This is a genomic window from Saccharopolyspora gregorii (assembly GCF_024734405.1).
Taxonomy (GTDB): domain Bacteria; phylum Actinomycetota; class Actinomycetes; order Mycobacteriales; family Pseudonocardiaceae; genus Saccharopolyspora_C; species Saccharopolyspora_C gregorii.
This window is the reverse complement of the sequence record NZ_CP059556.1, coordinates 5,233,495-5,249,140: the sequence shown is the minus strand read 5'-3', so window position 1 is coordinate 5,249,140 and position 15,646 is coordinate 5,233,495. Positions and strand designations below refer to the sequence as shown.

Here is a 15,646-nt window from a genome sequence, read left to right as displayed (position 1 = left end):
GGGCGCTCGCGGGAAGCGTGATCAGGAGCACTTTCGGGCGGTGTTAACGAACACCCTCAGCCACGACGATGAGGCTCACGACACGTTCGTTCGGCGTGTTCGGTCGTGGGAGGTCCGCCTCCCACCGCGCGGGGTTCGGTGGCCTTGAGTACGGGGACTTCAATTCTGATCATGCTGGCGGGGATGCTGGTGCCGGTGCTGGCCGCAGCCCCCTTCTACATCGCCGACCGCCGGGCGGACGCCGAGTCCGCCCAGGCGGAAACGGAGCCTGAGAAATCGTCCGCGGACATCCACGTGCTGCGGCCCCGCGCCGAGGGCACCTGCGAGACCGGGCAGGCGGCGGCCTGAGCGCGCCGCTGCCCGGCCCGGCGGCTCAGTCCCCGTAGATGGACCAGGCGAGCTTCGACTTGGCCTCCTGCAACGCGTCCAGCGTCGACCGCTCGTAGCCGCCTTCCCGCGGCTGCGGCGGCACCTGGAGGCCCTCGCTGAGGCCCCAGCCGGAGCCGCGCTGGATCAGCGACCGGTGCTTGTTCGTGTAGTACCCGGAGTTGATCGACACGGCGACGCCGTGCGCCCCGGCGGCCGCGGCCATCAGGTGCATGTGGAACCGGGTCGACAACCAGCGCTGGCCGGCGGCGGCGGGCAGCCCGTGGTCCATGATCTCGGAGAACGGGTAGAAGCGGGCGCCGGGCAGGTCGTGCTCGACGAGGGCGAACACCTCGCGGTCCACCCGCGGGATGCCTTCGATGACACCGACCTGCTCGGGCCGCACGTCCCAGGCGCGCAGCGTGTCGAGCAGGAACCCGGCCAGCGCGGGCACCGTGACGTCCAGCAGGTCCGACTGCAGGCAGATCATCACGTCCCGCAGGTCGTCGGTGCGGTACAGCTCCGGGGCGATGCCGAAGAACATGTCGTCGCCGGTGGCGGTGAGCTGGCCCGCGGAGTCGAGCAGCTCGGCCGACGGCTCGTCGCGCACGTCGATCAGCTCGAACTGCGAGGCGAGGTTGCGCACCAGCGGGCGCGCCTCCTCCGGCGTCGGCCACAGGCCCTGCCCGGTCATCACGGCCCGCCCGCCGGAGCGGCGCACCGCGGCGACCGCGCCCGCCAGCAGCCCGTAGTGCCGCGGCCAGATCGAGTTGATGAACCCGCCGCCGATGATGTGCACCAGGTCGGCGCGCGCGGCGAGCTCGATCCCGGCCAGCCAGTGCGGCGCCAACCCCGGGTTGATCATGGCGTGCTGCACGAACGACGCCACCTCCCACGGCTCGTCGGAGGGCGCCGACCAGCACAGCCGCCACAGCGTGTCGGTGAACCGGACGTGCGGGTGCAGGTGGCCGAGCAGCACCTCGCTGGGGCCGGGGTTGGGGCAGTCGAGCCACACCTCGCTGTCGGGGGCGACTCTGGCCAGGTACTTCAGCCAGGTCGCGGCGATCAGCTCGTCGCCGTAGTTCGGGTTCCCGGTCGTGGCGACCAGGTACAGCGTGGGGGGCGTTGCGGGACTCGACACTGGGTTCTCCACCGTTCGGGTTCGCGGCTGGGCGCGGTAGGCGCCGAACCTAACAACCCGGCGCGGTGGGTCCCGTTCGGAGGCATCCGGGGCGGCCGCGGGGGCGCGTTCGGCCGCCGGGTCCTGCTCCGGTCGGCGGTCTCCGGGAGTGGCGCGCACGAAGAAGCGGCGGCGACGGCTCGGTGTCGGTACCGAGGCGTCGCCGCCGCTGCTCGTCGGGTCAGTTGTGGTCGTGGAGCTGGGTGCGGAGCCGGTCGATGCGGTCGCGGGTGCGGCGGAACTTCGCCTCGTACTGCTCGGCGAACAGCGCCGTCGGCAACGTCGAGACGGTGACGCCGAGTTCGCCACCGTGCGCGGGCTGGTCCGGGACGGGCTCGTCGGCGCGGTCGGCCGCCGTCTCCTGGCGGGGGATGGGGTGGGGTTCGGCGTCCGCCTCGGCGGCGGCGGGTTTCGCGGTGGGCGCGGGCCCGGTGCTGGGGGCTCCCGTCGGCGGGGCGGTGCTGCGGTGGGTGCGCAACGCGTGCCTGCCGGTGGGCGGCCCGTCCGCGTGCTTGCGGACCCGGCGCAGCAGCGGCCAGAAGACCAGTGCGGCCACCACGGCGCCTCCGGCGAAGGACAAGACGACTAGCTCCACGTGCTCGCTCCGAATCAGTTCCGCTGGACGGCTTCGGTCGGTTCGGCTTCGGCGGTCTCGGCGGGCTCCGCGGCACCGCCGTTGAAGGGGGACTCCAGCGGGATCAGGTAGCTCTGGGTGTCCCCGCGCGGCTCCGGCAACCACACGTGGTGCGCCGGTTCGCCGACGAGTTCGGCATCGATGACGTTGTCGATCTCCTGCGCGGCGATCTCGTTGCTGGAGGCGCCGACGAGCCTGCCGACGCTGTCCAACGAGGACATGACGGCGGTGCGCAGCTCCTCCATCCGGGCCTGCTTGGTGTGCAGGTCCTGCAGGACGTCGAGCCGCAGCTGCTCGGTCTCGGCGTCGCGCCTGCCGCACTCCCAGCGGGTGCGGGAGAGCAGCGCGTCGGCCTCCTCCTGCGCGGCCGTGACGATCGACTTGTACTCGTCCCGGATGGCGTGGCGCATGGTGCGCTCCCGCTCCCGGATGTCGGCGAGGCTCTGTTCGTGCTCCCGGCGGATCTCGCGCTGCCGGACGTCGAGCTCGTCGACGAGGCGGGCGCATTCGGCCCGCATCGCCTCCGCGGCCCGGCCGGCCTCGTCGAGCAGTTGCTGCGCCTCGTATTCCGCGCTGCCCCGGATGGTCTCCGCCTGCCGCTGCGCCTGTTCGCGCAACGTCTGCACTTCTTCTTCGGCCAGCGACAGCATGTTCTGCACGCGCTGCGACGCGTGCGGAAGCCCGGTGTCGGAGGCTTCGATGCGCTTGAGGCGGAGTTCGGCTTCGGCGAGGTCGCGCCGCGCGTCGTCGCAGAGGCGGCGGAGGTCCGTGTTCAACGCCACCGCCTCGTTGCGATCGATGCTGACCATGCGCAGCTGATCTTCGAGCAGCTCGATGTGCTCGGTGACCTGGCGGCGGTGGAAACCTCGTACCTGGATGTCGAATCCGGGACGGAGCGGGACGACGGCTTGTGCGGAGTCCTCCACGTTGGACACTCCTCTCCACAGGCGAGGGTCGACTCGCCGAGGAGAGTAGGTCTGATCCGGACACCGCGCGCGGTGGAGCGGCGCGATCGCCACCTGATCGAGTAGTGCCGCCGCTCAGTGGATCTCGGGTGGACTGACCTGCGATTCGGGGATGGCCGACGCGGCCACGCCCCACTTGTCGAGGATGCGGGCGTAGCCGCCGTCGCGGATCAGCTCGTTCACCGCGGTCTGCAGCGCCGGGGCCAACGGGGAGTCCTTCGCCAGCGCGAAGCCGACGTCGAGCCTGCGGAACTCGTTGGCCAGCCGCAGCGCGGGCTGCTGCGTCGCCGCGTAGCGCAGACCGTTGATGGTGCTCATGATGACGTCGACCTTGCCCTGGGTGAGCGCCGAGTAGAGGGCGCTGCTCTCGGAGAACACCTGCACCCGGTAGGCGGGGCGGCCGAGGTCGGTGCAGCGGTGGGCCTGCGCGGACAGGGTCGCCTCGAAGGTGGTGCCCTTCGCGGTGCCGACGGTCTGCCCGCACAGCGCGGTCACCTCCGCGATCGGGGCGCGGTCGTCCCCGGAGCGGACCGCGAAGCCCTGCCCGTCGCGGATGTAGGTGGCGAAGTCGATGGTGCGCTTGCGCTCCTCGGTGACGCCGAAGTTCCCGGTGCCGGCGTCGTACTTGCCGCTGCCCAGCGCGGGCAGGATCGTCTCGAACGCGGCGTCCTGCGCTGCCACCCGCAGGCCGAGCTTGCGGGCCACCGCCTCGGTGAGGTCGACGTCGAGGCCGACCGCCGTGCTGCCGTCCGCCAGGTAGAACGCGGTCGGCGGTGCTCCGCCGACGGAACGGCCGATGCGCAGCACCCCGCCGTCGCGGATCCGCGCGGGCAGCAGCGCGGCCGCCGCCTCGCTGCGCCGGACGCCGGAGACGACGTCGGCCTGCGCGTCCAGGCCCGGCGCGACCGCGTCCGGATCGGGTGCGGGCCCGCAGGCGGTGAGCAGAACTCCGCTCAACAGCAGGGCGAACGCGGTCGCCACGCGGTGTCCGATGCGCATGGTGGTCCCCTTCCGCGCCGCACCGGGCGGCGGGAATCGGTGGAGCGCCCCGGAAACCGAGGGCGGGGCGCGGCGGGCCTGGGTTCAGCGGTGGCGTCGACAGGACGCCGACCACACCAGGCCGAGGTCGATGTGAGTTCGCGCGACCAAGCACGTACGGGCGGGCACGCGACGAGCTTCACCGGGTTCGACCGGAGGTGTCAACGGTGGCCACAGGGTGGGACGGGGAGGGCGCGGTCTTGACCGGACTCGGCGCGGGATGGATGTTCGAACTCCCGATTCCCTTGCACAGGAGGGAGATCATGTCCGAACTGCGAGTCGTCCCGACGCCCGTCGCGGACGTCCCCGAAGTGGTGCCGCTGCGCCGCCCGTTCCGCTGGGCGGCCGCGGTGCTCGTGCTGGCGCTGCTGGCCGGCGCGGTGTTCTCGGTGGCGACGAACCCGAACTTCCAGTGGAACGTCGTCGGCGCCTACTTCGCCACGCCCGCGGTGTTGCACGGGTTGTGGCTGACGGTGTGGCTCACCGCGGTGACGATGGTGCTCGGGTTCGCGCTCGGCACCGTGCTGGCGGTGCTGCGGCTGTCCGGGAACCCGGTGCTCGCCGCCGTGAGCTGGGGCTACACCTGGTTCTTCCGGTCGGTTCCGGTGCTGGTGCAGCTGCTGTTCTGGTTCAACATCGGCGCGCTGTACCCGGTGATCGGTGTGGGGGAGTTCTCCACCAGCACGGTGGACTTGCTCGGCGGCGTCACGACCGCGGTGATCGGGCTCGTGCTGCACGAAGCGGCCTACGCGGGGGAAGTGGTGCGCGGTGGCATCCTCTCCGTCGACCCCGGGCAGTCCGAATCGGCGCAGGCGCTGGGGATGACGCGCGGCCGGATCCTGCGGCGCGTCGTGCTGCCGCAAGCGATGCGCGCCATCGTGCCGCCCGCCGCGAACATGCTCATCGGCACGTTGAAGGGCACCTCGATCGTCAGCGTCATCGCCGTGCACGACCTGCTGCACTCGGTGCAGCTGATCTACAACCGCAACTACCAGGTGATTCCGCTGCTGCTGGTCGCGACCGCCTGGTACCTGATCGTCACCTCGCTGCTGACCATCGCCCAGCACCGCGTCGAACGGCACTACGCCCGCGGGACCCGGAGCGAAGCGGAACCGGTGTCGTGGCGGCGAGTCCTGGGAGGCGGGCGATGACCGCGATGATCGATGTCCGCGGCGTGCGGAAGAGCTTCGGGCCGGTGCCGGTGCTGCGCGGCGTCGACCTCACCGTCGCCGAGGGGTCCGTCACCTGCGTCATCGGGCCGTCCGGCTCCGGCAAGAGCACGCTGCTGCGGTGCATCAACCACCTGGAGAAGGTCGACGCCGGCCGGGTGCAGGTGGGCGGATCGCTCGTCGGATACCGGGAAGCGGGCGGCAAGCTGCACGAACTGCCGGACCGGATCATCGCCCGGCAGCGCGCCGAGATCGGCATGGTTTTCCAGGGGTTCCACCTGTTCCCGCACATGACCGCGCTCGGCAACGTGGCCGAGGCGCTCGTCGGCGTGCGGCGACTGTCCACGAAGGACGCATCGGTGCGGGCGCTGGCCGCGTTGCGCGACGTCGGGCTCGCCGAGCACGCCGACTCCTACCCGCGGCGGCTCTCCGGCGGACAGCAGCAGCGGGTGGCGATCGCGCGGGCCGTCGCCGTGGAACCGAAGGTGCTGCTGTTCGACGAACCCACCAGCGCGCTCGACCCGCAGCTGGTCGGTGAAGTGCTCGCCGTGATGAAGGATCTCGCCCGCGGCGGGCTCACCATGGTCGTCGTCACCCACGAGATCGGTTTCGCCCGGGAGGTCGCGGACTCCGTGGTGTTCCTGGACGACGGCCTGGTCGTCGAATCGGGCCCGCCCGCGGAAGTGCTGCTCGCGCCGCGGGAGGCGCGGACGCGGGAGTTCCTGGACCGAGTCCTCTGACCCCCGTTCCGGAGTGAACGGACCGTTCGTCCGATCTAGTTGGTCGAACGGTCCGTTCACTCCGGTGCTGTCGTGGTGCGCCGGGGCGGTGCCGAGTGCCGCGCCCGCCCCGCCGGTCCTGGAGTGAACGGACCGTTGGTCCCATCTAGTTGGTCAAGCGGTCCGTTCACTCCGGCCGATGCTGCTCGGAGCTCCCCGCTGCCGCCGGCCGTCAGGGGTGAACGGACCGTTGGTCCGATCCGCTTGGACGAACGGTCCGTTCACCCGGCGCCCGGAGTGGAGGGACGGGCACTGGAGCTGTCTCACCCGGTCGGCCGTGCGAGGTTTCGGGTGAACGGACCGTTAGTCCCATCTAGTTGGTCGAACGGTCCGTTCACTCCGCGAAGGCGGTGACCGGGGGGCACCGGAGAACGCAGGTCCGTTTACCCGGTCGGCTGAGTTAGGGTCGGCGTTCCCAACGCAGCGTGAAGAGGTGGCGTGTGACAGGTGTGGCCGAGAACGTGCAGGTGGACCCGCGGGCGGCGCTGTTGTTGCGGAGGTGGCTCGCGGAAACGCACACCCCGATCGAAGCGGGTTCGCTGAAGGTGACGATCGGGCCGCTGCGGTTCACCACCGAGGTCACCTACCGCTCACCGACCGGCGCGCACGGGTTCGGACCGATCCGGGTGGCGGACTCCGGTGACCTCGCCGACTCCGCGCTGCTGGCCGCGGCGTGCTCGGCGGATGCACGCGGCCGGGCCACCGCGGACGCCCCGATCAACGCCGAAGGTTCGGGCACGCTGCTGGACTGGCTGCTGGACGCGGTCCGCACCGGCGCGGTGGATCCGCTGACGGGCAACGACGAGGTCGACGTGCTCGGGCAGGGCGTGTCGTCGCAGGACGAGGCGCGGCGCTGGCTCGCCTCGCACGTGGAGAGCACGGTGACGCCGGCGCTGCGCAACCTCGACGAGCGCGCCGACCTGGCCGAGGTGACCGCCCGGCTGCTGACCCGCCGCTCGCTGGCCGCCATCGGCCGGTTCGGACTGCGCGGAGTCGCCGACGAGCAGGAACTGCTGGTCGCGCTGGCCGAGGAGCTGGGCGCGCTCGCCGACACCTACCCCGACACCGAGCGGGTCATCCGGCATTGGCTCGACAGCGCCACCCTGACCGACCTGGCGGTGCTCAACGGTTCCGGACTGCGCTACCTGGCCGAGGGCAAGGTGGCGGTCTCGCCCGTGCGCTACGAGGTGCCGAACCCGATGCGCGCCACCGCCGCGGACGGCGTGCCCGGGGTGCCGGTCCCGGAACTCGGCGACGGCTGGTCGTTGCGGCCGGTCGCGCTGGACTCGGATGACCCGGAGCTGGTGCACCGGTGGATGAACGAAGACCACGTGGCGGTCAACTGGAACCAGGCGTGGTCGTTGCAGCGCTGGCGGGACGAGCTCGGCGCACAGCTCGGCGGGCAGCACTCGGTGCCGTGCATCGTGCGGCGCGACGGGCGGGACGTCGCCTACGTCGAGCTGTACCGGGTGGTCCGCGACAAGCTCGCCACCTGCTACCCGCTGCACCCGCGTGATCTCGGCGTGCACATCGCGATCGGGGAGAAGGACGCCATCGGGCGCGGTTTCGGCTCGTCGCTGCTGGAGGCGGTGGCTCACGGCCTGCTGGCGGCGGATCCGGAATGCGCGCGGGTCGTCGCCGAGCCGAACGTCCACAACGGAGCGTCGGTGGCGGCGTTCGGGAAGGCGGGTTTCGTCCGAGCCCGCGAGGTCGGGCTGCCCGGCAAGAACTCGGCGTTGATGGTGCACGACCGCTGACAGCTCTCCCGCGCAGGTGAACGGACCGTTCGTCCGGTTCTACGGGACGAACGGTCCGTTCACCCCGGTGCTCGCGGACGATGGTCCGGCGCGGTGGGTGGGAGGACTTCGACGGTGAACGGACCGTTCGTCCAACGGGATTGGGCGAACGGTCCGTTCGCTCGTTCCCGGGGCGGGCGGATCCAGGTCCTCCGCCGCGGGTGCGCAGCCCGAGTCGACGGACCGTTCGACCAACTAGATGGGACGAACGGTCCGTTCACTCCACGGGCTCGGGTGGTTACCGCCGGGTGGACGCCTCCCCGCTGAGAGGTAGCGCACGCAGCAGGGGTTCTGGTCACCCGGCGGACGGTGAAATAAGGTTAGCCTTACTTTGTCCGTGTCCCGTGGGGGAGAACGATGCCGGAGCCTCTGGACGTGTCGCTGCCGCTGTCCGCCGCGCAGGCGGGGATCTGGTTCGCGCAGGCCCTCGACCGCGCGAACCCGATCTACAACACGAGCGAGTACGTCGAGATCCACGGCCCGGTGGAGCCGGAGCTGTTCGAGGACGCGCTCAACGTGGTGCTCGCCGAGGCGGAGTCGCTGCGCATCCGGGTGGTGGAGGCGGCGGACGGCCCGCGCCAGGTGATCGACCCGCCGTGGCACCTGGACCTGCCGGTCGTGGACGTCAGCGGCGACGCGGATCCGCTGGCGGCGGCGCTGAGGTGGATGCGCGCGGACCTGGCGGAACCGGTCGACCTGACGGTCGGCGGGCAGCGGGGCAGGTTGTTCACGGCGGCGCTGGTGAAGCTCGCCGACGACCATTGGCTCTGGTACCAGCGGATCCACCACGTGGCGATCGACGGCTACGGCTTCTCGATCGTGCTGCGCCGGGTCGCGGAGGCCTATTCGGCGCTGGTCGCGGGCGAGAAGCCGGCGGATTCGCCGTTCGAGCCGCTGTCGGCGCTGCTCGACGCGGAGCAGGACTACCGCGGGTCGGACAAGTTCGAGCGGGACCGGCGGTTCTGGCGCGAGTCGTTCGCCGACGAGCCGGAGGCGACGACGCTGGCGGGCCGGTCGGGCCGCACCGCGCGCACCTTCGTGCGCCGCGTCGCCGACGTGGGTTCGGGTGCGGCGGACGCGTTGGCGGGTGCCGCGCAGCAGAGCCGCACGATCTGGCCGGACGCGTTCATCGCCGCGTTCGCCGCCTACCTGCACCGGGTGACGGGCCGGCGCGAAGTGGTGCTGGGCCTGCCGGTGATGGGGCGGCTCGGTTCGGCGGCGTCGCGGGTGCCGGGCATGGTGGTGAACGTGCTGCCGCTGCGGCTGGCCGTCACCCCGGAGACGACCCGGGACGAGCTGATCGCGCAGGTCGCGAAGGCCGTGCGGCAGGTGCGCAAGCACCAGCAGTACCGGGGCGAGGACCTGCGCCGGGACCTGCGGCTGCTGGGCACCGATCGCCCGCTGTTCGGCTCGATGATCAACGTGAAGGCGTTCGACTACGACCTGTGCTTCGGCGAGCACACCTCGACGGTGCACAACCTGGCCGCGGGCCCGGTGGAGGACCTGACGGTGTCGGTGTACACGGCGGGCACCGGGATGCGCTTCGAGTTCGACGCGAACCCCGACCTGTACACCGGCGACGAGGTCGACGCGCACCGCGAGCGGTTCCTGCGCTTCCTGGACCGGTTCGCCGCGGGGGACGGCGCGGTCGGCGAGCTGGACCTGCTGTCCGCCGACGAGCGGCGGCTGGTGCTGGAGGAGTGGAACGGCGGCCCGGTCGGCCCCGACCTGTCGGCGAAGACGCTGCCGGAACTGTTCGAGGACCAGGTCCGCCGCACCCCGGAAGCGGTGGCGCTGACCTGGGGCGACGAGCAGCTGACGTACACGGACCTGGACGCGCGGGCGAACCGCTTGGCGCACTGCCTGATCGACCACGGCGTCGGCCCGGAGCAGCTGGTGGCGCTGGCGCTGCCGCGCTCGGCGGAGCTGGTGGTGTCGGTGCTGGCGGTGCTCAAGGCCGGTGCCGCCTACCTGCCGCTGGACCCGGGGAACCCGGCGAGCCGCATCGCCTACATCGTGGCGGATTCCGAGCCGGCGATGCTGATCAGCGACACCGCGCACCACGAGAACCTGCCCGCCGACATCCCGCGGCTGCTGCTGGACGACCCGGCGAGCGCCGCGCAGATCGCCGAGCACTCGCAGCGGGATCCGCTCGGCGGCGAGCGCGGCCCGCTGACCCCGGACCACGCCGCGTACGTCATCTACACGTCCGGTTCGACGGGGCAGCCGAAGGGCGTGGTCATCCCGCACCACAACGTGGTGCGCCTGTTCACCGCGACGGAGCCGTGGTTCGGGTTCGGCACCGAGGACGTGTGGACGCTGTTCCACTCGTACGCCTTCGACTTCTCGGTGTGGGAGCTGTGGGGCGCGCTGCTGCACGGCGGCAGGCTGGTGGTGGTGCCGCACGAGGTGAGCCGTTCCCCGGAGGACTTCCTGGACCTGCTGGTGCGGGAGCGGGTGACGGTGCTGAACCAGACGCCGTCGGCGTTCTACCAGCTCGTCGAGGCGGACCGGAACGCGCCGGAACCGAGCCGGGAGCTGGCGTTGCGCCGCGTCGTGTTCGGCGGTGAGGCGCTGGACCTGTCCCGGCTCGACGACTGGTACGCGCGGCACCCCGACGCACCCAAGTTGATCAACATGTACGGGATCACCGAGACGACGGTGCACGTCTCGTACGTGGAGCTGGACCGCGAGCTGGTGGCGCGCCGCGACGGCAGCCTCATCGGCCGCGGCATCCCGGACCTGCGGGTGTACCTGCTGGACGAGAACCTGCAGCCGGTGCCGCCGGGTGTGGTCGGCGAGCTCTACATCGCCGGGGCGGGCCTGGCGCGCGGCTACCTGGGACGGCGCGGGCTGACCGCGTCCCGGTTCGTCGCCGACCCGTTCGGCGCGGGCGGCACCCGGATGTACCGCTCGGGCGACCTGGCCCGGTGGCGCGACGGCGGCCTGCTGGAGTTCGTGGGCCGCGCCGACCACCAGGTGAAGATCCGCGGGTTCCGCATCGAGCTCGGCGAGATCGAGGCCCGCCTCGCCGCGCACCCGCAGGTCTCGCAGGCGACGGTGGTGGCGCGCGAGGACCAGCCGGGCGACCACCGGCTGGTCGGCTACGCGGTGTCGACCGCCGACCCGGCGGAGCTGCGCGCGCACCTGGCCGCGGAGCTGCCGGACTACATGGTGCCGTCCGCGGTGGTGCTGCTGGACACGTTGCCGTTGACGGCGAACGGGAAGCTGGACGTCCGCGCGCTGCCCGCGCCGGACTTCGCGGCGCAGGCCACCGGCCGTGCCCCGCGGGACCAGGTCGAATCGGCGCTGTGCCGGTTGTTCGGCGAGGTGCTCGGGGTGCCGGAGGTCGGCATCGACGACGGGTTCTTCGACCTCGGCGGGCATTCGCTGCTGGCGACGCGGCTGCTGGCGCGGGTGCGCGGCGAGCTCGGGGTGGAGGTCTCCATCCGCACCCTGTTCGACCACCCGACGGTGGCGGGGCTGGTGCGGCGGCTGGGACCGGCGCTGCGGGCCCGCCCGGAGCTGCGACCGGTGCCGCGCCCGGACGAGGTGCCGTTGTCGTTCGCCCAGCAGCGGCTGTGGTTCCTGCACCGGCTGGAGGGGCCGAGCGCCACCTACAACCTGCCGATCGGGGTGCGGCTGTCCGGCGAGCTGGACGTGGCGGCGTTGCGCGCCGCGCTCGGTGACGTCGTCGGCAGGCACGAGAGCCTGCGCACCACGTTCCCGGACCGGCAGGGCGAGCCGCGGCAGCGGGTGCTGCCCGCCGCCGCACCGGAGCTGCCGGTGCACGAGGTCGCCGCCGCCGAACTGGACGAGGCGCTGGAAACCGCGGCCCGGCACGGCTTCGACCTGGCGCAGGAGCCGCCGCTGCGCGCCGAGCTGTTCCGCACCGGCGAGCGGGAGCACGTGCTGCTGGTGCTGCTGCACCACATCGCCACCGACGAGTGGTCGATGGCGCCGTTGCTGCGCGACCTGGCGACCGCCTACGCCGCCCGGCTGCGCGGTGCGGCACCGGAGTGGGCGCCGCTGCCGGTGCAGTACGCGGATTACGCGCTGTGGCAACGGGAACTGCTCGGGGACGAGCAGGACGAGCACAGCCTCGCCGCCCGCGAACTCGCGTTCTGGCGGGCGGAGCTGGCCGGGCTGCCCGACGAGCTGGCGCTGCCCACCGACCACCAGCGGCCCGCGGCGCCCAGCCACCGCGGCGGCACCGTGCGGTTCTCCCTCGACGCCGCGCTGCACCGGGACCTGCGGGCGCTGGCCGCGGCGCACCGGGCCAGCCCGTTCATGGTGGTGCAGGCCGGGTTGGCCGCGTTGCTGACCAGGCTCGGCGCGGGCACCGACATCCCCATCGGCACCCCGGTGGCGGGTCGCGGCGACGACCGGCTCGACGAGCTCGTCGGGTTCTTCGTGAACAGCCTCGTGCTGCGCACCGACACCTCCGGGGAGCCGACGTTCGCGGAACTGCTGGACCGGGTGCGCCAGGCCGACCTGGCCGCCTACGACCACGCGGAACTGCCGTTCGAGCGGCTCGCCGAGGTGCTCAACCCGTCGCGTTCGCTGGCCCGGCACCCGCTGTTCCAGGTGATGCTGGCCTACTGGGGCGAGGCGGAGGCGGTGCACGCCGAACTCCCCGGCCTCGAATCCACTGTGGATACTGTGGACGCCGGGGCGGCGAAGTTCGACCTGGCGCTGAGCATGCGCGAGACCGGCGACGGGGTCGACGGCGTCGCCCAGTTCAGCGCCGACCTGTTCGAGCAGCGCAGCGTGGAAGCGCTCACCGCCCGCTTCGTGCGGTTGCTGACCGCCGCCGCGGCCGCCCCGGACACCCCGATCGGCGACCTGGACCTGCTGGACGCCGAGGAGCGGCGGCGGATCTTCCGCTGGGGCGACGCGGTGCCGGAGCAGGACGTGCGGCCCGCGACCTTCCCCGACCTGCTCGACGCGCGGATCGCGGCGCACCCGGACGAGCCGGCGCTGGTGTTCGAGGACGTGGAGCTCAGCTATGCCGAACTGGGCGAGCGGGTGAACGCGCTGGCGCACCTGCTGATCGAGCGCGGTGCTGCCCCCGGCCGGATCGTCGGCGTGATGCTGCCGCGCTCCCCGGAGCTGATCATCGGTCTGCTGGCGGTGCTGGCCTCCGGCGCGGCCTACCTGGCGCTGGACCCGGACTACCCGGCGGACCGGTTGCAGCACATGATCGACGACGCGGAGCCGGGCCTGGTGCTGGCGCGTTCGGACCGCGTCCCCGAGGGGGCGCCCGCGGTGCTGCTGGACGACGCGGAGGTGCGCACGGCGCTCACCGCCCGGCCCACCGGTACCCCGCCTCGCAAGTCCACTGCGGATGATCCCGCGTACGTGATCTACACCTCCGGCTCCACCGGCAGGCCCAAGGGGGTCGTCGTCCCGCACACCGGGGTCGCCGGGCTCGTCGCCACCCAGGCGCAGCGGGTCGGCGTCACCGCCGAGAGCAGGGTGCTGCAGTTCGCCTCGCCGAGCTTCGACGTGGCGTTCTGGGAGATCTGCATGGGTCTGCTCTCCGGCGGCACCCTCGTCGTGGTGCCCGCCGACCGGCGGGTGCCGGGCGCGCCGCTGGCCGACTACGCCGCCGAGCACGGGGTGACGCACCTGGCCATCGGCCCGTCCGTGATGGGCATGTTCCCGCCCGAGGTGGACCTGCCGCCGAACGCGACCCTGCTGTGCGGCGCGGAGAAGGTGCCCGCCGACCTGGTGCAGCGCTGGTCCCGGGACCGCCGGATGCTGAACTGCTACGGGCCGACCGAGGCGACCGTGAACTCCACGCTGTGGGATTGCGCACCGGACACCGGCACCTCCGTGCCCATCGGCGTCCCCGACCCCGGCACCCGGTTGTACGTGCTCGACGCGGCGCTGCGCCCGGTGCCGCCGGGCGTCGTCGGCGAGCTGTACGTCTCCGGCACCGGGCTCGCGCACGGCTACCTGAAGCGGCCCGGGCTCACCGCGGAACGCTTCGTCGCCGACCCGTACGGCGCCCCCGGCTCCCGGATGTACCGCACCGGCGACCTGGTGCGGTGGCGTTCCGACGGGGCGCTGGACTTCGCCGGGCGCGCCGACGACCAGGTCAAGATCCGCGGCTTCCGCATCGAACCCGGCGAGGTCGAAGCCGCGCTGGCCCGCCACCCCGCGGTCGGCCAGGTCGCCACCGTGGTCCGCGAGGACCGGCCCGGTGACAAGCGGCTCATCGGCTACGTCGTCGCCCAGCAGGACGTGGAGCAGGCGGAACTGCGCGCGCACGTCGCCGAATCGCTGCCGGACTACATGGTGCCCGCCGCGATCGTGTTCGTGGACGCGCTGCCGCTGATGCCGAACGGCAAGCTGGACCGCGCCGCGCTGCCCGAACCCGACCTGGCCGCCGCCGTCGGCTCCGCCGTGCCGCGCGACCCCACCGAAGAAGTGCTGTGCGAGCTGTTCGCGGAAGTCCTCGAACTACCGCGGGTCGGGGTGCACGACGGGTTCTTCGACCTGGGCGGGCACTCGCTGCTCGCGGCCCGGCTGATCGCCCGCATCGACGAGGCGCTCGGCGTGAAGCTCAACGTCGGCAGCCTGTTCGCCGCCCCCACCGTCGCCGGCCTCGGCGCGCGGGTCCGCACCGGCGGCAAGGGCGACGCGCTGGGCATCCTGCTGCCGCTGCGCACCGACGGGACGGAGGAACCGCTGTTCTGCGTGCACCCGGCCGCCGGGCTCGCCTGGCCGTTCTCCGGGCTGATGAAGCACATCGACCCGCAGCGCCCGCTCTACGGCCTGCAGTCCCGGGGGCTCGACGAACCGGCACCGGTGCTCGACGACCTCGCCGCGATGGCCGCCGAATACCTGGAGCACGTGCGCACCGTGCAACCGCACGGGCCGTACCACTTCCTCGGCTGGTCCTTCGGCGGCGTCATCGCCCACGAGATGAGCACCCAGCTGCAGGACCAGGGCGAACAGGTCCGGTTCCTGTGCATGCTGGACTCGTACCCGAAGGACGTGTGGGACGTGCTGCCCACCGAGGAGGAGGCGCTCAAGGCGCTGCTGTACATGGCGGGCTACGACATGGCGCGGCTCGGCGACGGGCCGCTGCGCCGCGCGGACGTGATGGAGATCCTCTCCGCCGAGGGCAGCGCCCTGGCCAACCTCGAAGAGCACACCGTCAAGGCGATCATCGACAACTTCGCCAACTGCGCAGTGCTGGAGAACGAGGCCGACCACGGCACCTTCCACGGCGACCTGCTGTTCTTCACCGCCACCGAGAACCAGGCGAAGGCCTCGCTCACCCCCCGGATGTGGGAGCCGTACGTGGACGGCGTCGTGGAGAACCACGACATCGCCTGCGAGCACAAGGACATGACCCGCCCCGCCCCGCTCGCCGAGATCGCGGCCATCGTCGAAGATCGGCTCCGCGGCGCCGCGGAGCCCGACCGGCGAACCGCCTCCGACCGGCGAACCGCCTCCGACCAGCGAACCGCCTCCGACCGACGAAGGAGTTCCGGAGCATGAGCAACCCGTTCGACGACGCCGACGGCTCGTTCTACGCCCTGATCAACGACGAGGACCAGTACTCGCTGTGGCCGGAGCGGATCCGGGTGCCCGACGGCTGGACCGTCGCCCACGGCCCCGCCGACCGGAAGTCCTGCCTGGACCACATCGAGGTGCACTGGACGGACATCCGCCCGGCCCGCAACAGCGTGTAAATCGGGAAAC

10 protein-coding genes are annotated in these 15,646 nt (G+C 72.2%); 6 read left to right on the top strand and 4 right to left on the bottom strand.

Annotated elements, in window-relative coordinates:
- Window positions 1-138 precede the first annotated feature (138 nt).
- The gene (locus H1226_RS22770; RefSeq protein WP_224962703.1) at window positions 139-348 is read left to right on the top strand and encodes a hypothetical protein; all 210 of its coding nucleotides are present in this window, start codon (window positions 139-141) and stop codon (window positions 346-348) included.
- A gap of 25 nt (window positions 349-373) precedes the next feature.
- Here H1226_RS22770 and H1226_RS22765 read toward each other — a convergent pair whose 3' ends face one another.
- The 4 genes from H1226_RS22765 to H1226_RS22750 form a co-directional block, all read right to left on the bottom strand.
- Complete coding sequence (locus H1226_RS22765) at window positions 374-1,507, bottom strand: polysaccharide pyruvyl transferase family protein (protein WP_258342449.1); 1,134 nt, start codon at window positions 1,505-1,507, stop codon at window positions 374-376.
- 220 nt (window positions 1,508-1,727) lie between these two features.
- Window positions 1,728-2,141 carry a hypothetical protein gene (locus H1226_RS22760; RefSeq protein ID WP_258342447.1) on the bottom strand — a complete coding sequence of 138 codons (414 nt, stop codon included), beginning with the start codon at window positions 2,139-2,141 and terminating at the stop codon, window positions 1,728-1,730.
- A 14-nt stretch (window positions 2,142-2,155) separates the two neighbouring features.
- Window positions 2,156-3,106: a DivIVA domain-containing protein gene (locus H1226_RS22755; RefSeq protein ID WP_224969002.1), complete on the bottom strand. Its 951-nt coding sequence runs from the start codon at window positions 3,104-3,106 to the stop codon at window positions 2,156-2,158.
- 114 nt (window positions 3,107-3,220) lie between these two features.
- The gene (locus H1226_RS22750; protein WP_224960305.1) at window positions 3,221-4,144 is read right to left on the bottom strand and encodes an ABC transporter substrate-binding protein; all 924 of its coding nucleotides are present in this window, start codon (window positions 4,142-4,144) and stop codon (window positions 3,221-3,223) included.
- A 302-nt stretch (window positions 4,145-4,446) separates the two neighbouring features.
- On the opposite strand from H1226_RS22750, the gene H1226_RS22745 reads away from it, so the two are divergent.
- The 5 genes from H1226_RS22745 to H1226_RS22725 all read left to right on the top strand — a co-directional run bounded on the left by H1226_RS22745 (window position 4,447) and on the right by H1226_RS22725 (window position 15,636).
- On the top strand, window positions 4,447-5,334 hold the full coding sequence (locus tag H1226_RS22745; RefSeq protein WP_224960307.1) for an amino acid ABC transporter permease: 888 nt from the start codon (window positions 4,447-4,449) through the stop codon (window positions 5,332-5,334).
- Window positions 5,331-6,092 (top strand): amino acid ABC transporter ATP-binding protein, encoded by a 762-nt coding sequence (locus H1226_RS22740; protein ID WP_309148751.1) that lies wholly within the window; start codon window positions 5,331-5,333, stop codon window positions 6,090-6,092. The genes H1226_RS22745 and H1226_RS22740 overlap by 4 nt, the downstream gene beginning before the upstream one ends.
- Before the next feature lie 479 nt (window positions 6,093-6,571).
- Window positions 6,572-7,888 (top strand): GNAT family N-acetyltransferase, encoded by a 1,317-nt coding sequence (locus tag H1226_RS22735; RefSeq protein WP_258342446.1) that lies wholly within the window; start codon window positions 6,572-6,574, stop codon window positions 7,886-7,888.
- 396 nt (window positions 7,889-8,284) lie between these two features.
- A complete protein-coding gene (locus tag H1226_RS22730; protein WP_258342444.1) occupies window positions 8,285-15,442 on the top strand; it encodes an amino acid adenylation domain-containing protein in 7,158 nt (2,385 codons plus the stop codon).
- The gene (locus tag H1226_RS22725) at window positions 15,439-15,636 is read left to right on the top strand and encodes an MbtH family protein (protein ID WP_224960315.1); all 198 of its coding nucleotides are present in this window, start codon (window positions 15,439-15,441) and stop codon (window positions 15,634-15,636) included. Before H1226_RS22730 ends, H1226_RS22725 begins: the two co-directional genes overlap by 4 nt.
- Window positions 15,637-15,646 lie beyond the last annotated feature (10 nt).